Raw genomic sequence first — 22,813 nt, forward strand, 5'->3', positions numbered from 1 at the left:
TTGAACAAAAAAAGTATAAGAACTTTATTGTTTAATCATTCATTTATTATTGTATTATTACTATCTTTAATAATGATTATAATCATTATGTTTTCAATAAACATTTTTTTTAAAAAAATGTACAACTCGACAATAAAACAATCTGTAATATCTGTAAATAGATACTTTAATAGTAATTTGAAGTATCTGGATTATTATAGTGTTGAATATGAAAATATTGTTAAAAATTTTCTTGATGAAGTATATGTGATGTACTTTAATAAAAATTTTTCAGAAAAATATAACAAGTTAAAGAGTTCGTATATTAAAGATAAACAGTTTATTAAAGATATAAATTATTATATAATAAATAAGGATGGTGTGATTACAGAGACGGATTATCAAAAAGATTTAGGATTAAATATATCCAAAAGAGTACCAACTTTTTGGAAAAAATTAAATACAAAATTAAAGGAAAATGGAGAATATATAGAAAAGATATCATTTGAATTGAAAACAAATTTACCACGTATATATGGGTATAAAATTTTAAACGATGGAGAAATTTTTGAAGTGGGTATATTATTAAATGATAGAGCTGTTCCTAATTTCTTTAAAGAAATATCTTCTGTTAAATTTAATTTTATTGAAGGAATATATGTTTATAACATTTCATATATTCCGTTTTCATTTGAATCTCCTTTTTTAGATGATAAGGAAAAATTAATATTTGATGATATTGATTATTTTAATAATAGTTCAGATTATATTATAAGAGAAAAGGTTAATGGAGAAAAAACGTTCGTTTATTTAAAGTGGAGACCTGATGAGGATTATACATTAACTGCTTTGACAAAAATAGAGATTGATTTTTCCGAGTTGATAAAAACAAAAAATTATATTATTTTTATATCTTTGTTGGTAACGGCGATATTTTTATTTGTTTTTACGATATATCTGTATTATAATGCCAGAAAGGTGGAAAAACCTTTACAACAATTGATTCGTAATATTGAAAATGGAAAAATTGATGAAATAGAAACAGCTATTTTTGAAATAGATACATTGATAAAGTATTATTCTCATTTACTTTCAGAGCTGGTGAAAAAAGCTAATGAAGAGGAAGAAGAATTGCTAAATTTAAAGAAAAAACTTGAAAACATTGAAAAAGAAAAGAATATGTTATATGATATAGCATTAAAAGATGAATTAACAAAATTATTTAACAAAAAAGGAGCGGAAAAGGTTTTTCAAAGGGTAATAAGCAATAATGAGAGTTTTTGTGTAATTTATATAAATTTAGATAATTTAAAAAATGTGAAAAAAGCATTTGGTGAAAATATATCAGATGATTTGATAAAAGATTTTGTAGAAATAGTAAAGAAGACTATCAGAGACAGGGATTTTATATTTAGGCTTAGTGATGATGAATTTTTAATTTTGTTGAGATTTGTTAATATAGAAATATCTCAGAAAATATTAAAAAGATTAGTGGAATATGTAAAGAAATTTAACATAACTACAGATAAGGATTATAAGATATCAATGAGTTATGGATTATTGGAATATACTGGTCAGGATATTAAAGATATTATAACGGATGCGAGAAAAAAAATGGAAGATATGAAAGAAAAAAAGAAAGAAATTTTAAAAAGGTTGAAAAATAAAAGGTAAGGAGAAAAAATATGGAAATAGTGCCTTTTTATAGAAAAAAAAATGTAGAAGTTTATTTATTTATAATGCCACCTTTTGGAGTAAATACATATGTGATTAAATCAAATAAAACTATAATTATAGTGGATCCTGGTTGTGGAAATCAACATATTTTTAATTATTTTGGAGTAGAAAATTTCAAATATAAAGGAGTTTTAGTTACTCATACGCATTACGATCATATAGCTGGGCTAAATGAATTTGATAAATTTCATATAATGATTCCTCATAAGGAAATAATAGGGTTAAAAGATAAATCCAGAAATTTGAGTTATATGTTTGGTGAAGAGTTTGAAACCAATATAAATTACACAGAAATTTACGAAGGTTATTATGATTTTGGTGGTTTAAAATTTATGGCATCTTATTATTCAGGCCATACACCGGGTTCTATGATTTATGATTTTGGTGATTTTATTTTTACAGGTGATTTTATATTTTGTGACTCTGTTGGCAGAACAGATTTGCCTTATGGAGATGAAAAGGTTATGTTTGAATCATTAAAAAAATTTGATGAATATATAAAATCGAAAGAGGAGACAGTATTAATCATGCCAGGACATATGGAAATATGTTATTTGAAAGATTTAAAAAAGAATAATATATTTTTAATTTAAAAAAATAAATTTCTGGAGGTAAAAAATGATTGATCGATATGCGCTTTCACCTGTAAAAGAAATATGGTCAGAGGAAGAAAAATATAAAAGATGGTTGGAGATTGAGTTATCAGTAATAGATGCATTTGAAGAAAAAAATATAGCACCAAAAGGTACGGCTAAAAAGATCAGGAATCAGGCTAAAATTGACGTAGAAAAAATTTTAAAAATTGAAAGTATAGTAGATCATGATGTAATTGCGTTTATTAAATCAATTACAGATAATATGGGGGATGAGGCAAGATATTTCCACAAGGGATTAACATCTTCTGATATAGTAGATACAGCATGGTCTTTAGGTTTAAAAAGAGCAGGAGAAATAATATTAGAAGAGATGAAAAAATTATCCCAGATTCTAAAAGAAAAAGCTATAAAATATAAATATTTATCCACAGTTGGAAGATCTCATGGCGTTCATGCTGAACCGACATCATTTGGTTTAAAAATGTTATCATATCTTGCTGAATTGGAGAGAAATATAAAACGATTTGAAATATCTATTGAAAATATATCTTATGGAAAATTAAGTGGGGCAGTAGGAAATTATGCAAATATAGATCCGGAAATAGAAAAAATAGCATTGAACAAATTAGGATTAAAACCAGAAACAGTAGCAACGCAGGTTGTTCCAAGGGATAGACATGCAGAATTTTTATCTTCATTAGCGTTAATTGGTGCTGGAATTGAAAGAATAGCTGTTGAAATTAGACATTTACAAAAAACAGAAGTATTAGAAGCTCAGGAACCATTTAAAAAAGGTCAAAGAGGATCTTCCGCAATGCCGCATAAAAAGAACCCTATATTATGCGAAAGGTTAACTGGAATGGCGAGAATGTTGCGAAGCTACACTGTTTCCGGTTATGAAAATATAGCTCTATGGCATGAAAGAGATATATCTCATTCTTCTGTGGAAAGGGTATTTTTACCAGATGCAACATTAATAGCATTTTATATGGTCAAAAAAGTTCAATATCTTATAGATAATCTAATTGTGAATGAAGATAGAATAAAGGAAACATTTGAAAAGTCATATAATCTTGTATATTCTCAGAGAGTATTGCTATCATTAATAGATAAAGGCCTAAGTCGTGAAGAAAGCTATAAATTTGTTCAAAAATATGCATTAAAAGCATGGGAAGAAAGAAAAGACTTTAAAAAAATATTATGGGAAAATAGTAGAATAAAAGAGTTATTTAAGTCCGAAGAATTTGATGAAATATTTACTCCTGATTATTATTTAAGAAATATTGATGCAATATATGAAAGATTCAATTTAAAATAAAAAATGAGAATTTGGAATTGAACAAAATAAAAAGCAAAATCCCCGAAAACGGGGATTTTGTTAATTTAAGATTGTGTGCAGTTATATCTTTTCGATCATATAATGCTCAATATGGTAATTTATTTTTTTCTTAATTACCCACACTTTTCGTGGAAAAACTATTTTTATATATATTGTATTGAAAATATAGTGCTACCAGACCCACTCATTAAAGAAATAATAGAATTTTTATCCATATTTTCTTTAATTCTTTTTAATTTTGGATATTTTGGAAAAACCACCTGCTCAAAGATATTAAATGTATTTTCTTTTACTTTTATATAATCTCTTTCTTTTAATCCTTCATATAACTTCATTGGATCGCCGAATCTTGTTAATTTACTCCAACTTTTATCTATTTCATTATACATTTCTGGTGTGGATATATGAATACCAGGAAAATTAAATTCAAAATTTAATTTTAGAGGTTCTAAGAAAGTTAATTTGTCACCAATCCCTTCAGCAATAGCAGTACCACCAAAAATTAAAAATGGAACGTCTCCTCCAACCTTTGCACCAATTTCAATAATATCATTATCAGAGATATTATATTCATCTTTTAAAAATCTTAAAACAGCGGCAGCATCAGCGCTTCCGCCGCCAATGCCTCCACCTTCTGGCAATTTTTTGCTTAAATGTATTTTCAAATTAAACCTATATTCCGTTAAGTTCTTAAATGTATCTATAGCTTTTTTTATCAAGTTATTATTCCAAGGGAAATTCAATTCAGGAGACGACGTAAACATTTCTTTTTCAGCAAATTCAATATCTATTTCATCATATAAAGGAATACTTTGGAAAATCGTTAGAATATTATGATAGTTATCGACTCGTTTTTCTATAACATCCAAAAAGAGATTAACCTTCGCATAAGCTTTTAAAAGCATTAAATCACCTCTAAGGCTCTTAATGCTATTTTAGACCAACCCTCAAATTCTCCATTGAAATCTTTAAACTCTGTTTCGTTTAGCCAAAGTTCTTTAAAGTTTTCTTTTTCTTTAATATTAACATTTGTAACATATGCAATAAATAAAACACCAAGATGAACCCTTGAAACTTCTGTAGAATCATCTAAAATAAGACCGACGTATTCTAATGATTTTAATTCATCAATATATAATTCTTCATTTAATTCTCTGTTTAATCCGTTATAAAATGTTAATTCTGAATTTTTATTTTTATCTATTGGATTAATGTGGCCGCCAATTCCAACACTATATAAATTATGTAATCTTTTTTCTGTTTGCTTTTTAGTCCTTTGAACTACTAATATTTTATTTTTTTTGTTCTTGATAACGACATAAGGAATTATTTGTTTTGTTGATTCATCTTTTTCGGCAATTTCTCTATCAATAAAATATGCATTATTAAATATTTTTTCTAAAATATTTTGCTCAACAATTGTAAATCCATTATAAAAGTTTATATCATTTAATATTTCATTGTCAATTACCCAAACTTTTTCTTTCATTCAATAACCTCCACGGTAATATTTTGATTTGTATAAATACAAATTTCTCCGGCTATTTTTAATGATTTTTCAGCGATTTCTTTTGCATCTAAGTCTGTGTTTTTTAACAAAGCTTTTGCTGCTGCAAGAGCATATGGCCCTCCAGAACCAATAGCCATCACATTTTCTTCTGGTTCAATTACCTCGCCATTACCGGAAATGAGTAGCAAGTAATCTTTATCACCAACTAATAACATAGCTTCTAATTTTCTTAAAACTTTATCTGTTCTCCAATCTTTTGATAGTTCTACAGCAGCTTTTAATAAGTTTCCAGCATTTGCTCTATATTTTATTTCAAATCGCTCGAAAAGGGCTAGGGCATCAGCAACAGAACCTGCAAACCCCGCTATAACTTTTCCTTCACCAAGGCGTCTGACTTTTCGTGCTGTACCTTTAAAAACAGTATTTCCAAGAGTTATTTGCCCATCACCTGCTATTACAGTTTTTCCGTTTTTTCTTATTCCAACTATTGTGGTTCCTCTAAATTCCATTGTATCACCTCAGTTCCTAAGAAATTTTTAAGTATAATAATATATAATATAATTATATCCATATATCTTTAAGAGCGGACATTAATTGTTTTGTAAAGTAAATAAATTATAATTTTGTTGTATAACAAATAATATTATAGCATAAAGGGGGTAAAAAGATGAAAAAGGTATTTTTAATTTTTGCAATTGTAATTTTAATGTTAAATGTGGTGAATGCAGCAAAGCCTGTTTTTTCCTTGGATATAGTAATTCCAACATTAAAAGATATAACAGGACGATTTGATGCGATATTATCCTTTGAAGATTTTTCAAGTTTAAAATATGGGTTTGATTCAGGATTTTATTTTCCATTTATAAAGTATTATTTATATGATTTAAAGGGAACTTTTGATTTTAGCACTATTGTTGATACTATTGATTATAAGACAAAATTTTCTGTAATGGCAACATTTGGAAAAAGAGAAGCCTCAATAATTATAGAACAACCAATTTCATCAGACTTGGATTTTTCCACGAAATATGGAATAAAATTCTTTGTAGAGGGACTTGGAGGATATATGATATTAGAAACAACGTTAAAAGAAATATATATAGGTTTTACATATTAAGAAGGGGTAAGTATGTTTAAAATATTAATAATAGAAGATGATAAAAGTATTTCTAGACTTTTGGAATTAGAACTCAAACATGAGGGGTTCAAGGTTGATGTTGCTAATGATGGTAATGAAGGATTGGAAAAATATGAGCAATTTAAACCTGATATAATCATTCTGGATTTGATGTTACCCGGGATGGATGGTATGGAAATTGCAGATTCTATAAGAAATTATGACCACAATGTTGGAATAATAATGCTTACAGCAAAAGGGGATTTAAAATCAAGAATAGAGGGTTTAAAAACTGGAGCAGATGATTATGTTGTGAAGCCTTTTGAAATAGAAGAGTTATTGGCAAGAATAGAAGCTCTACTAAGAAGGCTTGGGAAACATGAGGTGTTAAGCGTATCAAATATAGAGCTGGATTCAGAAAAAATGGAAGTTAAAGTAAAAGGAAAAGAGATTAATCTTACATTAACAGAATTTAATTTGTTAAGATATTTGCTTGTAAACAGAAATAGTGTAATATCAAAAGAAAAATTACTTGAAGAAATCTGGGGATATGACGATCCAGAAAATATAAATCTGGTAGAGGTATATATTAATTATTTAAGAAAAAAACTTGGAAATGAAGGGAAAAAAATAAAGACTGTGAGAGGTGTTGGATACGTTTTCAAAGAAGAGTAAAAAAAGTGTTGTTGTAAATTTAACTGTAATATATACAACGGTTATAATAATAATTTTATTAACAGTCATATTTTCAATGAGATATTTTGTTGAAAAAATGTCTATAAAGTCTTATGCAATAATCTTGAAACAGCAAGTTGAAAAAATTTCGGAACCTACCCGTATTATGGGGCGGGCTATGGGAAATATGATGGGGAATATGCTAAAAGATACTGAAAAATTAAAAAGAAGCATTATTTCAAATAAAGTAGTTATACTTGATGGAATAATATTAAATGATCCGTATAATATTGTGGATGAAAAAATCTATAATTTAAAGAAAAATTATGCAACATACGAAAAAGACGGAATATATTATATATTTATTAGAACTAAGATATTTAACGATTCTGAATTGATTATGGGTGGTCCGTCTTTAGAATATACTGCGGTTATAAACACATTTAATTCATTAGCTCTTGGTTTGAGTCTTATTAGTATATTAATTTCTTTCATCATATCATATTATTTTGCAAAAAAATCGTTAAAACCTTTGTTGAAAATATCTGAGGAAATAGCAGAAATTAATGTTGAAACACTTGATAAGAGGATTCCAGAACAAAAATTCATAGAATTTCATAAATTAACAGAAAATATAAATGAGATGTTAGAAAAGATAAATAAAGGGTATGAACTTCAGAAACAATTTGTTTCTGATGTTTCACATGAATTAAGAACACCTCTTACTTCCATAATAGGATATATAAAGTTAATTGAAAGATGGGGGAAACAAGATGAAAAAGTATTATTGGAATCTATAGAAAATATAAAAGAATCATCCAACTATCTTAAAGAGATGATTGAAAACTTATTATTATTGACAAAAGTTGAAGAAGAAATAAAATTCGAATACGTAAATTTGAAAGAGATAGTTGAAAAAGTGATAAATATGTATAAAAATGAAGATGTTGATATAAAAGCTGAACTAAAAGATATCAATATTAAGACTAACAAAGAATACTTAGGTATTCTCTTAAAGATTATTCTCGAAAACGCAATAAAATATACAAAATTAAATAATAAAAATGAGGTTATTGTCAAAATATCAGAAGATTCAATAGAAGTGATTGATAATGGGCCTGGGATAGAAAAGGATGAAATACCAAAAATTTTCGAAAGATTTTATAAAGCAGATAAATCCAGAGCAGTAAAAGGGTTTGGATTAGGGTTATCTATTGCAAGGAGAATAAGCGAAAAAATTAATGTAAAAATAGAAGTTATAAGCAATATGGGTAAAGGAAGTACATTTAAGATTAAATTTTCTAAAATATTTTGATTTTTTAATAAATTTGGTGTATAATAGTATAATAAGAAGAGGTGAAAATATGAGAAGTATGACAGGTTATGGGAGAATAGAGGAAAATATAGGTAATTATAGTTATACTGTTGAAATTAAATCTTTAAATGGAAAACATTTAAATATAAAGGTTAATTTACCATGGATATACTCTTCACTGGAGTTAAAAATAAATGATTTGCTAAAAAAATATTTTAAAAGAGGGTCATTAAATATTTATATAGATATCAGACTTTTACAACCAAAAGATATAATAAAAATAGATAAGGCTCTTGCTAAATCTTATTTTGATGCATTAAATGATCTTGCCAGCTATCTTCATTTAAATGATTTGCCAAATTTAGAACTTCTAATAAGATTCAAGGAAATAATGAGATATTCTATCGAAGAAAATGATCTGGAAATAATATGGAGTGGTCTTGAGAAAGCTGTTTTAAAGAGTATAGAAAAAACTCTTGAAGTTCAAAAGTCTGAAGGAGAAAAAATAAAGAAAGTTTTAACAACATATATAGATAAAATTGAAGTAATAACCTCTGAAATAAAAAAATATTCTTCAAAGATGAAGGATTATTATAAAGAAAAATTAAATGAATCCTTAAAAGATCTAGATCTGGAAATAGAATATAATAAGGAAAGACTTGAATATGAAATAGCTCTTATTTTAGAAAGAGGAGATATAACAGAAGAAATAGATAGATTAAATATGCATGTGAAAAAATTCAGAGAATTAATATCTTCAGATCTTGAAGTAGTAGGGCAAAATTTAGACTTTTTAGCTCAGGAAATGCATAGAGAATTCAATACAATTGCATCTAAATCAAAATTAAAAGAAATAACGGCTTTATCCATTGATGGGAGATTACATGTAAATAAAATAAAAGAGCAGGTTCAAAATATCCATTAAAAATACATTCATAAAAAAATATTTACAATTAATATAAATTATATCGGAGGTGTAAGTTATGTACGGTTTAATAAATATTGGATTTGGTAATGTTGTAATTGGAGATAGAGTAATAGCAATTGTCAATCCAGAATCTTCACCATTGAAAAGATTAAAAGATATAGCAAAAGAAGAGGGAAAATTAATAGATGCAACATATGGAAGAAAAACAAGAGCTATAGTTATAACTGATAGTAATCATATAATCTTAAGTGCTATTCAACCTGAAACAATAAGTGGAAGATTTATGCAGAATTTTTATGATGTAGAAAGTGCCCTTGAAAAAATAAGGAGAGAGGTATATTCTAAATGACAAAAGGAATTCTTTACGTTGTCAGCGGGCCAAGTGGTGTGGGTAAATCTTCAATTATTAAAAGGGCTATGGAAAAATTAGAGGACTTTTCATTTTCGGTTTCATATACCACAAGACCAGTAAGGCCAGGAGAAACTGATGGAAAGGATTATTTTTTTGTAGATGAAAATACATTTAATGAAATGATTGAAAAAGATGAATTTTTAGAGTATGCCAATGTACATGGACATAAATATGGAACTTCAAAAAAATATATAGAAAAAAAAATAAACGAAGGATTTAATATAGTTCTGGATATAGATGTTCAGGGAGCCTTAAATGTAGTGAAAAAAATGCCTAAAGAAACAGTATTAATTTTTATAGCTCCTCCTTCATATTCAGAGTTGAAAAAAAGATTAATGAATAGAGGAACAGAAAAAGAAAAAGATTTAAAAATAAGATTGGCTGATGCTAAATGGGAGTTATCTAAAATAAATGAATTTGATTATTTAATAGTAAACGAGGATTTAAATGAAGCTATAAATCAGTTAATAGCAATATTTATAGCAGAACAGATAAAAACAGAAAGAGTTACAGAACATTTAGGAAAGTATTCATTTTTTAAAATTGAGGAGGAATAAGAATGTCTATGGATTTTAATTACGATAAAATCATGAATAAAGTAGGATTTAAATATGTTGTCCCAATAATGGTAGCAAAAAGGGTCCAGATATTAAAAGAAGAAGGGTTTGATTCAACTTCAAAGCCTCTTGTAAAAACAGCTGATAACAATTTTGTTACTATAGCTTTTAAAGAAATTGAAAAAGGTCATGTGAGATTAAAAAACAAAGATAAACTGGAAGAGTATAAACCTGAGGTGAAATAGTTTGAAAAAAAACTATATAATTATATTATTATTTATATTGATAAATGCTGTGTTTTTTTCTGTTAATTTAGATATAGGAATGTCTTTTTTAACTGGTGAAAATAATTGGAACATGGCTTTAAGATTAGGGCTTGAAGAAAAGAATTTTGCGTTTTCAAGCGATATAACATATGTTTCTACACCGAATTTTAGTTTTATAACAATAATGGATGTAAGTACTTCAATATTAAAGATAAATGATAATAGCTATGTAAATTTCGGTATAGCATGGTTTAATGATAGAATAACAGATGAAGCAACACAGAATAGAAGTATATTTTTGATGTATTCTGGTTTGAATTTGAGTATTAAAAATTTAGCTTTAAAATTTGGATTTGGATATCCATTATCACAAAAAGAATATTCTAATAATTTGAGTGATTATATGTTTTTTAAAATAACCTACATAGTACCTCCACCAGAAGATTTTATAGATGATTTGAAAATAGAGTTTCGATTTTTAAATGGTAGAAAAGATTTTTCATTATATTTTTCGGAGCCAATAAAATGAAAAAAGGCTTTTTAATGATTGAAACGTTATTTTCAATAATGGCTATATCTATAATATCAATAATTGTCCTTGCCCTGTTTGCAAGGACAATTATTATGTTTAATAACGTGTTAAAGATGGAATTTAACAAAATAAATGTAGAAAATTCCATTATAAATCTTTTTCGATTTTTTCGTGATGATATAAAAGTAGATACAGTTACTTTTAAAGATGCTGGATACAAAAAATACTTTGAATTTGAACGAAAAAATGGAGAGAAAGCTCAACTTGAGAAAATATCTAATTATTTAAAATTAGTGTATATAGACGTTTATAATAAGAAGACATATGAATATTTATATACTGGTAAAGAAATTGATATAAATAAAATAGGAAATTTTTTAGAATTTAATTTTGAAGAATATAATTTAAATATATATTCCAGGGAGTGGTAAAATGGCAAATCCAATAATAGAAGCTTATAAAATACTTCAGGAAAAAATAAGGCAGGATAATATGAGGTTATATCTTGAACTTCTGGATTCCAGAGTGTCGACTGTAAAAGCAAAATCTATTCAGGAATTATTAAAACAAAAAGTTGAAGTTACACATATTCACGAAATGCTTGAAGATAATAGTCCTGATGTAAGAATTTCTGCACTGAAATATCTTGAAAAAATGGGAAGATTGGATTGCGAAATATTAAAAGAATTATTCAAGGATGTTTCATCAACAATCAGAAAAGAAGCCGTTAAATTATATCTTTCTCTTGGTTGTGAGAATTTTGAATTTATATATCCACTTGCAAAAGATCCGGATTTTAAAGTGCGTTTTCAATTAATAAGCTCTTTTATAGAATTTTATCCCGAAGATCTGGATAAACTGAAGGAAAAATTTATAGGTGAAACAAATCCTCAGATAAAAATATTATTGAATATAACAGAAAATATTAGCGAAGTTGTTTTGTCAAATAATGTACCTTTAAACTTAAAAAAATTAATATTAAAGCGTTATTTTGAATCAAATGATTCGATAACTGTATATAATACATTCAGCAATATTTATAAAGAGACAGATAAAACCATAAAAATAATTTTAATAAAATATATATCCGGATTACCCTGTGAAATATCGAAGACGTTTTTTACTAAAAATATTGAAGACGAAACAGATATAGAATTGTTATTTGAATTGGTGAATAGAGGTAAAAAAATCTGTGGAAATGATATAATTCCTGATTTTGCTATAGAAAAATTTATCGACAGTGAAATAGCAAAAATTAAAAATTTTGGATTTAAATTAGCTGCAGAAAAAGATGATATGGGATATGTTGATTATGCGAGGGAATTGTTAGAGGTAGTCGAAGATGAATTGTTAAATGGTCCGGTGAATTATCTTCTTCATTTTTTGGATTATACATTACTTGAAAAAGTTCCAGAATTTTTGGAATCAGTATCAGTTAAAAGAAAGAATTATGCATTACAAATAATAAAAAAATTAAAGGCTGAACAATTTTTAATGGAAGTATCTAAAATTGCTGAAAATAAAAAATTTCCAGTAAATTTAAGAAAGAATGCCTTAAGCATATTAAAAGTTTTAAAAGCTAATAGTTTTTGGGAAACGCCTTTTAATATTTTAAAAGATGAAGCTGAAAATGGAACATTGAAATTAACAGCTCTTACAACTTTGCTGAAATTAAATCCAGAGGTAATGCCAAATGTTCTTGAATGAAATTTTTGGAAATAAATGCAAAATTTGCAAAAAAAATATTTTACCGAATAAAATAATATGCGAGTCTTGTGAAGACTCGCTTTTTCAACCTTCTTTTATAGAAAATGATAATATTATTTATTTTGCAGGTGTTTATGAGAAACCATTATCTTCTTTGATAAAAGAATTTAAATTTAAACAAAATATATATTTAGCGAAAATTTTCTCAAAATTATTATATAAAACATATAAATATTATAATATTGATTTTTATGAATTTCCTGAGATTGTCTATATACCTTCCATAAAAAAACATTTAAAAATAAGAGGATATAACCCTGTATATATAATATCAAAAGAATTCTCTAAATTAACGGGATTTAAATTGAATCATAATTTAAAAATACAAAAAGGATATACAAAAACTCAAATAGAAGCATTAAATTATTATCAAAGAATAAAACAGGTAAAAAATAAATTCATATTTGAAAAAAAAGATGAAAAAAATTATATATTAATAGATGATGTATATACCACTGGAGCTACTGTTAATGAGGCTATTAAAAATTTAGATGGCAATGTTATTACCATAGTTCTTTGCAGGAATGTAAAAAAGCAATAATCTTTAACAAATTTAGTATCTCGTTATTATTTATGAATAAAATGAGTTACATAGAGAATGCTTTATATTATACCTGTTTGCTAAAAAAAAATATATGATACAATTTAAAGGGTTGGAAATTTAAATTATGTAAAAAATGGGGGTTAAATAATGATAATAGACAAAAAACTATCCAGATTATTGGAGAGTGAAGAACCAAGCATTCAGGAATTAAGAAATATAGCTAAAAATATGGGGATTAAATTAAAGAGATCAATGAGAAAAAAAGATATTATAAAAGTAATAAAAAATAAGTTGTTGCAATTAAAAGAAGAGGGGTTGATAACAGATACTTCAAACCAATTATCGTATCAAATTCCTCATATTAATAGTATTGATCTGATTAAAAACAATCAAGAAATGTTAAATGAAAACATTTTTATAATAAATAGTGTTAATGCAAATTGGATATATGCAGTTTGGAATTTTTCCAAGGAAATGATACAAAAAATAGATAAAATACCTGAAAGTTCAAAAATCGTAATGAGATTTTATGATGTAACAAATAAAGATTTCGCGATAGATGAAGCAAATAGAATTTATGAATCTTTGGATAATTTGAGAGAATATAAAAGTTATTACTTTTTTATTCCAGGATCAAATGCTGAATATATTGCGGAAATTGGATATTTAGATGAAATAAAAAATTTTAATGCTTTGATTAGAAGTAATAGATTGATAATGCCATCAGAAAATATAAATATTGCGGAAAATGTGGTCATATATAATCCTAAAACGAACAAAAAAAGAAAATTGAAAAAAAATATAAATATAAATATAGTTGAAAAAATCCCTGGATTGTCAAGTAATAATATGGTATTGCCTCAATTAGGAAATAGACCTCCTATATCCGGTGGCGGTTCATTTGTATGGAATCTTTATTCTTTAAATAGGGGGATAAAAAAATGAATAATGGGAATATAATATTTGTACTTCATTCACATTTGCCATATGTTAGACATCCTGATTATGAAGAATTTATGGAAGAAAGATGGTTATTTGAAGCAATAACAGAAACGTATATTCCACTGATTAGAGTTTTTCAAAATCTTGAAAAAAAAGGTATAAAATTTAAATTGGTAATGAGTTTTTCTCCTACTTTGATTGAAATGTTAAATAGTATGGACTTGCAGGAAAAATATGTTAGATATCTAAAAAAAATTATAGAATTATCAGAAAAAGAATATGAAAGAACCAAAGATGAAGAATTAATAAAACACAAAATGGCAGATTATTATAAAAATAACTTTAAAGAAATATTAGAAATATTCGAAAAGATGTATAATAAAAATATATTAGATGCATTTAAAGAGTATTATGAAAAAGGTTATCTGGAATTAATAACAACATCTGCGACGCATGCGGTTTTACCTATATATTCTGAATATCCTGAAATAGTAAAGCTTCAAATAAAATATGGTTTAGAAACATTCAAAAAAGCTTTTGGTTTTTATCCAAAAGGTTTTTGGCTCCCGGAACTTGGATATTATGAAGGTTTAGATATATATTTAAATCAATACAAAATTGAATACACATTTGTTGAAAAAAATGGGTTAATATATGGTAATCCATATCCAATATATAATGTATATAATCCAGTCATAACGAATTCAAGTATTTTTGTATTTTCAAGAGATAAAGACAATAATATAGAAATTTTTGACACAGAGTTTGGATATTTGAATGATCCCAGATATAGAGAATTTTATCGGGACATAGGTTTTGATAGAGAATATGAATATATAAAAGATTATATAGATAAAAGTGGTGTTAGATGTAATACAGGAATAAAATATCATAAAATAACAGGTAAAGACAAAGAGCTATTTGATAAAATGTTATATGATATAGATGAAGCCTATACAGCAGTAAAAAGTAATGCAGAAGATTTTGTTCAAAAAAGATTAAAGCAATTAAAGGAGTTAAATGTGGAATATCCGGATTTAGAACCGACAATGGTATATGCTTTTGATACAGAATTTTTTGGTCATTGGTGGTATGAAGGAATTATGTTTTTAGAAAAAGTAATAGAAAAGGTATATAATACAGAAGAATTGAAACTGGAAAATCCAAAAAATATTTTAAAGAGGGTTGAAGAAGTACAAATTGTAAATCCTTCAAGATCAACGTGGGGAATAAATGGTTTTTTTGAAGAATGGATAAATGGAAATAACGATTGGATATATCCAGCAATTTATGAAATGATTGAAATATTAAAGGTGAAAATGAATAAAAAATATAGTGATGTAGAAAAAAATATAATATCTTTAATGATAAAAGAGCTAATGTTAGCACAATCAAGTGATTGGGCGTTTATAATAAGTTCAGGCACAACTGTAGAGTATGCCGTTAACAGAATAAAAACACATGTGAAACGTTTTTTTGAACTTAATGCAATGCTTGAGAGTGGAAAAATTGAAAAAAATAAGTTAAAATATTATATGTGGGTGGATAAAATTTTTGAGAACATTGATTATAATGATGTTATTTTGTAATCAATATCTGAAAGGAGGGCATAAGAGTGCCAGAAAAATATTTTGAAATCAGATGGCATGGAAGAGCTGGACAGGGTGCAAAAAGTGCTTCACAATTTTTGACTGAAGCAGCTGTTGAAGCTGGGAAGTATTCAACAGCATTCCCGGAATACGGAGCAGAAAGATCAGGAGCTCCAATGAAAGCTTTTAACAGAATAGCAGATGTTCCTATTAGAATAAGAAGTGGAATTGAAAATCCTGATGTTGTTGTTATTTTTGACGATACTATGTTAGGATTACCAGAATTAACAGCTGGATTGTCAGAGAATAAAATAATGTTAGTAAACACAGTTTTATCACCTGAAGAAGTTAAAGGAAAAACAGGATTTAACGGTAAAATATATACAATACCAGCAACAGATATAGCTTTAGAAGAGATAAAAAGAGGAATTCCTAATACAGTTATGATAGGTGCTTTAGTAAAATTAACGAATATAGTTCCTTTAGATGTAGTAAAAGCAAAGGTTAAGAAAACATTTGAGAAAAAATTTGCACCGGAAGTAGTTGAAGCAAACATTAGGGCAGTTGAAAGGGGTTATCAGGAGGTGAAAGGTAATGCCTAAATACGATAGCTGGAAAGAAATGCCAATTGCAGGAGTTATTGATAAACCGGCTACAGCAAGAGAATATAATACAGGTACATGGAGAATAATGAGGCCAATTGTGAATAAAGATGCATGTATTAATTGTATGCAATGCTGGTTATATTGTCCAGATATGGCAATAGAAGGAAAAGTAAAAGAAGACGGAAAAACAGAAATGATAGGGTTTGATTATAATTATTGTAAAGGTTGTGGAACATGTGCAAAGGTATGTCCTGTAAATGCAATTGAAATGAAACCTGAAACGGAATTTTTAAAATAAGGAGGTTGAATATAAATGCCTACAAAGTTAGCAATAACTGGTGCAGCTGCAGTAGCCCATGCAATGAGACAGATAAATCCTGATGTTGTGGCTGCATATCCAATAACACCACAGACTCCAATAGTTGAATATTTCGCACAATTTGTAGCTGATGGTGCAGTAGATACTGTAATGGTACCAGTTGAATCTGAACATTCAGCAATGAGTGCTGTTGTTGGTTCAGCTGCTGCTGGTGCAAGAACAATGACAGCAACAGCTGCAAATGGATTAGCTTTAATGTTTGAAATAGTTTATATTGCAGCATCAATGAGATTGCCAATTGTAATGCCAATCGTAAATAGAGCATTATCAGGACCTATAAATATACATGGTGATCACTCAGATGCATATGCTGTAAGAGATGCAGGATGGATACAATTATTCGCAGAAAATTCTCAAGAAGCTTATGACATGACAATTATAGCAACTAAATTAGCTGAAAGAGAAGAAGTATTAACTCCAGCCATGATAAATTTAGATGGATTTATTACATCACATGGTGTTGAAGGAGTAGAAATTTTAGATGATGAAGCTGTAAAGAATTTTGTTGGATTATGGGAACCTAAATATCCATTATTGGATATTGATAATCCAATTACACACGGTCCATTGGACTTGTTTGACTATTACTTTGAACATCATAGACAACAACAGGAAGGTTTGAAAAATGCTTATAAAGCATTACCAGAAGTATTTGCAGAATATGAAAAAATATCAGGAAGAAAATATGATTTCCTTGATTTATATAGAATGGACGATGCTGAATATGTAATGGTTGTATTAAATTCGGCAGCTTCAACAGCAAAATACGTAGTTGATGAATTGAGGGAAAAAGGCATAAAAGCAGGATTGGTAAAACCATGGGTATTTACACCATTCCCTAAAAAGGAAATTTTATCAGCTCTTGATGGAAGAAAAGCAGTAGTTGTTCTTGATAGAGCTATGTCATTTGGTAAAGAAGCTCCATTATATTCATTAATAAAATCAGCATTATATGAAGCAAAAGAAAAACCAATGATAGGTTCATACGTATATGGATTGGGTGGAAGAGATGTAACACCATCAATGTTACATATTCCATTTGAAGAAGCAATTAAAGGTGAATTAGATCCAAATGATGAAAGATATCTTGGCTTAAAAGAATAATTGGAGGTGAACAATAGTGCCTGTAAATATGAAACAATTAATTAATTTGGTAGATAAAGAAGATTGGCCATTTACTCAAGGACATAGATTATGTCCAGGATGTAATGCACCAATGGTAGCAAAATGGGCAACAATGACTGCAAAGGCTTTAGGATACGAACCTGTAGTTGGTGCTGCAACTGGTTGTTTGGAAGTTTCAACAACAATATATCCATTTACAGCATGGAATATACCATATATACATAATGCATTTGAAAACGTAGCAGCAACGATTTCCGGTGCTGAAGCAGCATATAGATCATTAAAAAATAGAGGAAGACTAAAGACAGATAAACCTATTAAATTTATCGCATTTGGTGGAGACGGAGGAACATATGATATAGGTCTTCAATCATTATCAGGAGCAATTGAAAGAGGTCACGATTTCTTATACATTTTATATGATAATGAAGGATATATGAACACAGGAAACCAGAGATCAGGTTCAACACCTCCAGGTGCTGATGCAACAACAGAACCAATTGGAAAAGTAAAAACAGGAAAAGTAATGTTTAAAAAGAACATAGTAGAAATAATTGGAGCTCATGAAAATGTTTATGCTGCAACTGCATCCACATCAGATCCTTTTGATTTTATGGCAAAGGTTGAAAAAGGATTAAAACATGAAGGTCCAGCATTTATAGCAGTATTGGCTCCATGTGTAAGATTCTGGAGAATTCCTGAAAGTGATGGTCCAGCTATAACCAAATTAGCTGTTGAAACAAAGTACTGGCCATTATATGAAATTGACAGAGGAGTTTATAAAATAACAAGAAAACCGAGAAACTTTAAGCCAATCGAAGAATATATCAGGTCAATAGGAAGATTTAGAAAAGCTCTTCAACATCCAGAATATATGGAAATGATAGAAGAAATGCAGAAGTATGTGGATACAAGATGGGAAAGATTGTTAAAGTTTGAAGAAGCAACAAAAGATATGTACTTAAGATAATAAAAATAAAAACCGGGGCTAGCCCCCGGTTTTTAGGCTATTATAATAACATGCAGGAATAGAGGGGGTTTATAGATGAGAGATTGGTTTGTTAAATGGGAAAAGGTTATAGTTATAGTGATTGTGGTATTATTTACAGCAGGAATAGTCTGGTGGTCAATTGCAGCATATTTAGGAGCATCAAAAGCAAAAGCGAGTTCCAATACACCATCAAAAGACAATGCAACAGCAGTTTTAACAAAAGACGGTACAGAATTAGATTATCCATATTGGATAATGAGTTATGAAATTAATGATGAAGTAAATCAAATGAGACAGCAATATACAGCTTATGGACAAAAATTGGATCCGGTATTTGATGAATTAACCTTATCATATAGCGCAGTAAAAAAATTATTTGATATAAAAGTTATAGAATATTATGCAGATAAAAACAATTTAACACCAACGGATAAAGAAGTTGAAACAGAATTTAATAAATTTATAGATGATCAGATAGCAAAGTTAAAAGAGAATAAGGATACATGGAAAAAATATTTAGATTATTATAAATCTGAAGATAATTTAAGAAATATAATAAAAGCAAATTATAAAAATGCTTACAGAACACAACTAATAATAGATAGAGTGAAAAATGATGTTTCAAAAGTATCAAAAGAAGAAGGGTTAAAATATTTAAAAGATAATTTTGAGGATTTGAAAAAACAATATGAAGAAATAAAAGCACAACATATATTGGTTTCTGATGAAGCTACAGCCAATAAAATAAAACAAATGATAGAAAATAAAGAAATAACTTTTGAAGATGCTGCATCTAAATACTCGAAAGATACATCAAATGCAACAAGTGGCGGAGAGTTAGGATGGTTTAAACACAATACAATGGTGAAGGAGTTTGAAGATGCTTCGTTTAATGCAACAGTAGGTGAATTAGTTGGGCCTGTAAAAACCAACTATGGATATCATATAATAAGAGTGCAGGATAAAAAAGTATTTAATAATCCAGAAGATATAATGAATAAATTTCCGGAAATTTATAGTGAAATAGAAAAGAAATTAAAAGATGAAAAGTTTATTACATGGGTAAAAAAATATAAAGAAAATGAAAAATTGGGATTAGAATACTTAGATGAAGATTTAAAATTATATGATGAATACGTTGCTTTGGGTGAATCAAAAGATGAACAAAAAATTCGTGAATTTATAAAATCATTAGAACAATATATATTTGAAAATGATGAACTTGCGGTGGATGCGTCCACAAATGAAAAAGCTATATATATAAATTCAACAAATCTATTAAAAGATATATTAAATCAAAAGTTAGACAAATTCACAAAATACCTAACATTAAAAGATTCAGTTGATCCAGAGATTTTAAAATTAGGATTAAATGAAATAAATAAAAAATATAATGAATTAAGTGAAAAAATGAAAAATGTACAGGGTGAAGAATATACAAAATTATTAAAAGAAAGATTTAAATATGAAGATGCTAAAGATTTCTTAGAAATAAAAGAAGAATTAAAAGATTATACAGAGTCTGAAATAGCAGAAAACAAAGTAAAATTACAAAAAGAAATGGAAGCTTTAAAAGCTAAAAGAATAAAAGTATTAGATGAATTGTTTGCAGAATATCCGAGTTCAAGCAAAACAGTTGAGTTCTATTATCAAGAAGCACCAGAGAATTATGAAGTAGCATTAAAATATTCTGAAAACAAAATTGATACATATAAACAATATTTGCGATATATAGATGCGAATGCGATGTTCCAATATTTTGGACAACAGCTAAAAGAAATTAATTTTAATTTAAATAGAATAGCATTTTCTAAAGCATCAACAGAAACAAGAATAGAGGCACTTGAAACATTAATAGATTTCAATGATACATTCAGTCAAAACACATTCTCAAAAATAGGATATTTAGAAGAAATTAAGAAATTAGATCCAAAATATCCAGGTATAGACAAAATGATAGAAGATGCAGAAAAAGAATATGAGTCTCAAAAGGCGACAGAAACGAGCAAATAGTATATTATTTTAAATTTGACAGGAGAGCTAATGCTCTCCTGTTTTTGTTATTTATTTATGTAGAAAGATAAGTTGTAATTTTTAATAATTATTAACAAAATAAAAAAAATTACTTTAATAAAACATTAATAACCATAATCGCTTATAATTTTCTTTCATCAATTATAAACACATTTGTTATATTTTTAATAAAGTGATAATATAAAAATAAGGGGGTGAGTACAGTGGAAAAGTTTTATGAAAAAACATTATTAGAAGAACTCCACGGCATTCAAGATACTTATGGATATATTCCAGAAGAACAGATTATTAGAATTGCTAAAACAAAAAAAATTCCAAAATCGCAATTGTATGGTGTAATTTCTTTTTATTCAATGTTTCATATTGAACCAAGAGGAAGATACATCATACGTGTTTGTAATAGCCTTTCGTGTCATCTGAATAGTGCTGAAGATGTTGTTGAAACTATAAAAGAATTTTTAGGAATAGACTCGGGAGAAACTACTTTGGATAAGAAATTCACTCTTGAAGTTGTGGAATGTTTAGGGCATTGTGGTGAAGGACCTGTAATGTTAGTAAATAATAAAATCTATACTAAACTTACACCTCAACAGGCCATTTCAATTTTAAAAGAATGTATATAAGGTGGTGAAGTTATGATAAAAGAAAAAATATTTTTAAAATCAGATCTTGATAAAACAATGGAAAATTATGAATTTATTGGGTTGAAAAACTCATTAAAATTGAATTCAAAAAATATTGTGAAAAAAATAACCGAATCAGGATTAAAAGGAAGAGGTGGGGCTGGTTTTCCAACTGGAAAAAAATGGCAATTTGCACTTTCTCAAAAAAGTGATGTGAAATTTTTAATATGTAATGCAGATGAAGGAGAACCAGGAACATTTAAGGATAGGTTTCTTCTTGAAAATATGCCATTTAAAGTTTTAGAGGGCATAATAATAGCAGCATATACAGTTAAGGCAAATTATGGTTATATTTATATTAGGGGTGAATATTCAAATGCTATAGAAATTTTTGAAAAAACAATAAAAGATGCCTATCATAGAGGGTTGTTAGGTAAAAATATATTGGGTAGTGGTTTTGATTTTGAATTAAAATTAATAAAAGGTGCTGGGGCATATGTGTGTGGAGATGAAACATCATTAATAAATTCTATAGAAGGGAAAAGAGGATTTTCAAGGATAAAACCACCATATCCTGTTCAAAAAGGTTTATTTGATAAACCAACTGTAGTAAATAATGTAGAGACATTGACTGCTGTGGCTGAAATTATGAAATATGAAGATAATATATATTCAAAACTTGGAACAGAAAAAAGTCATGGAACAAAATTAGTTTCTATAAACGGTGATGTTAAATTACCAGATGTGTATGAGATCGAATTTGGTAGTATGACCGTAAAAGATATTATTGAATTAGCGGGTGGTCCGAAAGATGAAATTAATTTTGTAGTTCCTGGTGGAATAGCAACATCTATTTTAAAGGATGAAGAATTAGATGTATTATATACTTATGAAGATTTGGAAAAATCAGGTTCATCTATAGGTTCTGGTGGGATGATAGTAGTTTCAAAAAAACATGATTTGCTGGATATATTATTAAATGTTTCCGAATTCTTTGTAAAAGAAACGTGTGGAACCTGTTTCCCGTGTAGAGAGGGAAATAGAAATATAAGAGAAATATTATTAAAAATGAAAAGAAAGGGATATAAAGAAGAATACAAAAAGATAATAGGTGATTTAAAAGAATCGATAATGCTTGCAGCAAGGTGCGGTTTTGGGCAATCATCAGTTAATTTTATTTATTCAGTTTTGGAGAAATATTTTTATGAAGAAGTAAAATGATTTTTAATAAAAAATAAAAAAGGTAATCAC

Annotated in this window: 26 protein-coding genes; 23 read left to right on the plus strand and 3 right to left on the minus strand. The window is 27.6% G+C overall.

What is annotated here, in order from left to right:
• Genes X275_RS02320 through purB form a run of 3 tightly spaced genes read left to right on the plus strand, consistent with a single transcriptional unit; the run spans position 1 to position 3,630 of the window.
• The gene (locus X275_RS02320) at positions 1–1,653 is read left to right on the plus strand and encodes a GGDEF domain-containing protein (RefSeq protein WP_047267346.1); all 1,653 of its coding nucleotides are present in this window, start codon (positions 1–3) and stop codon (positions 1,651–1,653) included.
• Between the two features lie 11 nt (positions 1,654–1,664).
• Positions 1,665–2,309, plus strand: coding sequence for an MBL fold metallo-hydrolase (locus X275_RS02325; protein WP_052913544.1), 645 nt, complete (start codon positions 1,665–1,667; stop codon positions 2,307–2,309).
• Between the two features lie 25 nt (positions 2,310–2,334).
• Complete coding sequence (gene purB, locus X275_RS02330) at positions 2,335–3,630, plus strand: adenylosuccinate lyase (RefSeq protein WP_047267347.1); 1,296 nt, start codon at positions 2,335–2,337, stop codon at positions 3,628–3,630.
• A gap of 164 nt (positions 3,631–3,794) precedes the next feature.
• Here the strand turns inward: purB and ispE are convergent, their stop codons facing one another.
• From ispE to hslV, 3 genes are read right to left on the minus strand one after another with little or no spacing between them, the layout of a single operon-like run.
• Positions 3,795–4,556, minus strand: a complete 762-nt coding sequence (gene ispE, locus X275_RS02335) for a 4-(cytidine 5'-diphospho)-2-C-methyl-D-erythritol kinase (RefSeq protein ID WP_047267348.1) — start codon at positions 4,554–4,556, stop codon at positions 3,795–3,797.
• Positions 4,556–5,140: an NUDIX domain-containing protein gene (locus tag X275_RS02340; RefSeq protein WP_047267349.1), complete on the minus strand. Its 585-nt coding sequence runs from the start codon at positions 5,138–5,140 to the stop codon at positions 4,556–4,558. Before X275_RS02340 ends, ispE begins: the two co-directional genes overlap by 1 nt.
• A complete protein-coding gene (hslV, locus tag X275_RS02345) occupies positions 5,137–5,670 on the minus strand; it encodes an ATP-dependent protease subunit HslV (protein ID WP_047267350.1) in 534 nt (177 codons plus the stop codon). Before hslV ends, X275_RS02340 begins: the two co-directional genes overlap by 4 nt.
• A gap of 158 nt (positions 5,671–5,828) precedes the next feature.
• Here hslV and X275_RS02350 point away from each other — a divergent pair, with 158 nt between their 5' ends.
• The 20 genes from X275_RS02350 to X275_RS02445 all read left to right on the plus strand — a co-directional run bounded on the left by X275_RS02350 (position 5,829) and on the right by X275_RS02445 (position 22,783).
• Complete coding sequence (locus tag X275_RS02350; protein WP_047267351.1) at positions 5,829–6,278, plus strand: hypothetical protein; 450 nt, start codon at positions 5,829–5,831, stop codon at positions 6,276–6,278.
• A 12-nt stretch (positions 6,279–6,290) separates the two neighbouring features.
• A complete protein-coding gene (locus X275_RS02355) occupies positions 6,291–6,953 on the plus strand; it encodes a response regulator transcription factor (RefSeq protein ID WP_047265838.1) in 663 nt (220 codons plus the stop codon).
• The gene (locus tag X275_RS02360) at positions 6,928–8,268 is read left to right on the plus strand and encodes a sensor histidine kinase (protein WP_047267352.1); all 1,341 of its coding nucleotides are present in this window, start codon (positions 6,928–6,930) and stop codon (positions 8,266–8,268) included. The genes X275_RS02355 and X275_RS02360 overlap by 26 nt, the downstream gene beginning before the upstream one ends.
• Positions 8,269–8,317: 49 nt before the next feature.
• Entirely contained in the window at positions 8,318–9,193 is an 876-nt protein-coding gene (locus X275_RS02365; RefSeq protein WP_047267353.1) for a YicC/YloC family endoribonuclease, read from the plus strand.
• 58 nt (positions 9,194–9,251) lie between these two features.
• A complete protein-coding gene (locus X275_RS02370; RefSeq protein ID WP_014297016.1) occupies positions 9,252–9,545 on the plus strand; it encodes a DUF370 domain-containing protein in 294 nt (97 codons plus the stop codon).
• Positions 9,542–10,165 carry a guanylate kinase gene (gene gmk / locus X275_RS02375; RefSeq protein WP_047267354.1) on the plus strand — a complete coding sequence of 208 codons (624 nt, stop codon included), beginning with the start codon at positions 9,542–9,544 and terminating at the stop codon, positions 10,163–10,165. Before X275_RS02370 ends, gmk begins: the two co-directional genes overlap by 4 nt.
• Before the next feature lie 2 nt (positions 10,166–10,167).
• The gene (locus tag X275_RS02380; protein ID WP_047265842.1) at positions 10,168–10,410 is read left to right on the plus strand and encodes a DNA-directed RNA polymerase subunit omega; all 243 of its coding nucleotides are present in this window, start codon (positions 10,168–10,170) and stop codon (positions 10,408–10,410) included.
• Between the two features lies 1 nt (position 10,411).
• The gene (locus X275_RS02385) at positions 10,412–10,960 is read left to right on the plus strand and encodes a hypothetical protein (RefSeq protein WP_047267355.1); all 549 of its coding nucleotides are present in this window, start codon (positions 10,412–10,414) and stop codon (positions 10,958–10,960) included.
• Positions 10,957–11,394, plus strand: a complete 438-nt coding sequence (locus X275_RS02390; RefSeq protein ID WP_047267356.1) for a hypothetical protein — start codon at positions 10,957–10,959, stop codon at positions 11,392–11,394. Before X275_RS02385 ends, X275_RS02390 begins: the two co-directional genes overlap by 4 nt.
• A gap of 1 nt (position 11,395) precedes the next feature.
• Complete coding sequence (locus X275_RS02395; protein WP_047267357.1) at positions 11,396–12,670, plus strand: HEAT repeat domain-containing protein; 1,275 nt, start codon at positions 11,396–11,398, stop codon at positions 12,668–12,670.
• Positions 12,657–13,271, plus strand: a complete 615-nt coding sequence (locus X275_RS02400; RefSeq protein ID WP_047267358.1) for a ComF family protein — start codon at positions 12,657–12,659, stop codon at positions 13,269–13,271. Before X275_RS02395 ends, X275_RS02400 begins: the two co-directional genes overlap by 14 nt.
• Before the next feature lie 150 nt (positions 13,272–13,421).
• Complete coding sequence (locus X275_RS02405) at positions 13,422–14,219, plus strand: DUF4912 domain-containing protein (protein ID WP_047267359.1); 798 nt, start codon at positions 13,422–13,424, stop codon at positions 14,217–14,219.
• Positions 14,216–15,805 carry a glycoside hydrolase family 57 protein gene (locus X275_RS02410; RefSeq protein WP_047267360.1) on the plus strand — a complete coding sequence of 530 codons (1,590 nt, stop codon included), beginning with the start codon at positions 14,216–14,218 and terminating at the stop codon, positions 15,803–15,805. Before X275_RS02405 ends, X275_RS02410 begins: the two co-directional genes overlap by 4 nt.
• 26 nt (positions 15,806–15,831) lie before the next feature.
• The gene (locus tag X275_RS02415) at positions 15,832–16,407 is read left to right on the plus strand and encodes a 2-oxoacid:acceptor oxidoreductase family protein (protein WP_047267361.1); all 576 of its coding nucleotides are present in this window, start codon (positions 15,832–15,834) and stop codon (positions 16,405–16,407) included.
• Entirely contained in the window at positions 16,400–16,708 is a 309-nt protein-coding gene (locus X275_RS02420; RefSeq protein ID WP_047265850.1) for a 4Fe-4S binding protein, read from the plus strand. The genes X275_RS02415 and X275_RS02420 overlap by 8 nt, the downstream gene beginning before the upstream one ends.
• 15 nt (positions 16,709–16,723) lie before the next feature.
• Entirely contained in the window at positions 16,724–17,893 is a 1,170-nt protein-coding gene (gene porA, locus X275_RS02425; protein ID WP_047267362.1) for a pyruvate ferredoxin oxidoreductase, read from the plus strand.
• 16 nt (positions 17,894–17,909) lie between these two features.
• Positions 17,910–18,884 (plus strand): thiamine pyrophosphate-dependent enzyme, encoded by a 975-nt coding sequence (locus tag X275_RS02430; RefSeq protein WP_047265852.1) that lies wholly within the window; start codon positions 17,910–17,912, stop codon positions 18,882–18,884.
• A gap of 75 nt (positions 18,885–18,959) precedes the next feature.
• Complete coding sequence (locus X275_RS02435; RefSeq protein ID WP_047267363.1) at positions 18,960–20,918, plus strand: peptidylprolyl isomerase; 1,959 nt, start codon at positions 18,960–18,962, stop codon at positions 20,916–20,918.
• Between the two features lie 224 nt (positions 20,919–21,142).
• On the plus strand, positions 21,143–21,562 hold the full coding sequence (nuoE, locus tag X275_RS02440) for an NADH-quinone oxidoreductase subunit NuoE (protein ID WP_047267364.1): 420 nt from the start codon (positions 21,143–21,145) through the stop codon (positions 21,560–21,562).
• Between the two features lie 12 nt (positions 21,563–21,574).
• Positions 21,575–22,783 carry a complex I 51 kDa subunit family protein gene (locus X275_RS02445; protein WP_047267365.1) on the plus strand — a complete coding sequence of 403 codons (1,209 nt, stop codon included), beginning with the start codon at positions 21,575–21,577 and terminating at the stop codon, positions 22,781–22,783.
• Positions 22,784–22,813 lie beyond the last annotated feature (30 nt).

This window comes from Marinitoga sp. 1197 (assembly GCF_001021165.1).
In the GTDB taxonomy this organism is placed as follows: domain Bacteria; phylum Thermotogota; class Thermotogae; order Petrotogales; family Petrotogaceae; genus Marinitoga.

Bases quoted from the DNA above. Each gene is read 5' to 3' on its own strand.
- ispE (WP_047267348.1), bottom strand. From the start codon at position 4,556: ATGCTTTTAAAAGCTTATGCGAAGGTTAATCTCTTTTTGGATGTTATA.
- X275_RS02325 (WP_052913544.1), top strand. From the start codon at position 1,665: ATGGAAATAGTGCCTTTTTATAGAAAAAAAAATGTAGAAGTTTATTTA.
- X275_RS02380 (WP_047265842.1), top strand. From the start codon at position 10,168: ATGTCTATGGATTTTAATTACGATAAAATCATGAATAAAGTAGGATTT.
- X275_RS02370 (WP_014297016.1), top strand. From the start codon at position 9,252: ATGTACGGTTTAATAAATATTGGATTTGGTAATGTTGTAATTGGAGAT.
- X275_RS02420 (WP_047265850.1), top strand. From the start codon at position 16,400: ATGCCTAAATACGATAGCTGGAAAGAAATGCCAATTGCAGGAGTTATT.
- gmk (WP_047267354.1), top strand. From the start codon at position 9,542: ATGACAAAAGGAATTCTTTACGTTGTCAGCGGGCCAAGTGGTGTGGGT.
- X275_RS02355 (WP_047265838.1), top strand. From the start codon at position 6,291: ATGTTTAAAATATTAATAATAGAAGATGATAAAAGTATTTCTAGACTT.
- X275_RS02350 (WP_047267351.1), top strand. From the start codon at position 5,829: ATGAAAAAGGTATTTTTAATTTTTGCAATTGTAATTTTAATGTTAAAT.
- X275_RS02445 (WP_047267365.1), top strand. From the start codon at position 21,575: ATGATAAAAGAAAAAATATTTTTAAAATCAGATCTTGATAAAACAATG.
- X275_RS02365 (WP_047267353.1), top strand. From the start codon at position 8,318: ATGAGAAGTATGACAGGTTATGGGAGAATAGAGGAAAATATAGGTAAT.
- X275_RS02395 (WP_047267357.1), top strand. From the start codon at position 11,396: ATGGCAAATCCAATAATAGAAGCTTATAAAATACTTCAGGAAAAAATA.
- X275_RS02390 (WP_047267356.1), top strand. From the start codon at position 10,957: ATGAAAAAAGGCTTTTTAATGATTGAAACGTTATTTTCAATAATGGCT.
- X275_RS02340 (WP_047267349.1), bottom strand. From the start codon at position 5,140: ATGAAAGAAAAAGTTTGGGTAATTGACAATGAAATATTAAATGATATA.
- purB (WP_047267347.1), top strand. From the start codon at position 2,335: ATGATTGATCGATATGCGCTTTCACCTGTAAAAGAAATATGGTCAGAG.
- X275_RS02435 (WP_047267363.1), top strand. From the start codon at position 18,960: ATGAGAGATTGGTTTGTTAAATGGGAAAAGGTTATAGTTATAGTGATT.
- X275_RS02410 (WP_047267360.1), top strand. From the start codon at position 14,216: ATGAATAATGGGAATATAATATTTGTACTTCATTCACATTTGCCATAT.
- porA (WP_047267362.1), top strand. From the start codon at position 16,724: ATGCCTACAAAGTTAGCAATAACTGGTGCAGCTGCAGTAGCCCATGCA.
- X275_RS02400 (WP_047267358.1), top strand. From the start codon at position 12,657: ATGTTCTTGAATGAAATTTTTGGAAATAAATGCAAAATTTGCAAAAAA.
- X275_RS02405 (WP_047267359.1), top strand. From the start codon at position 13,422: ATGATAATAGACAAAAAACTATCCAGATTATTGGAGAGTGAAGAACCA.
- hslV (WP_047267350.1), bottom strand. From the start codon at position 5,670: ATGGAATTTAGAGGAACCACAATAGTTGGAATAAGAAAAAACGGAAAA.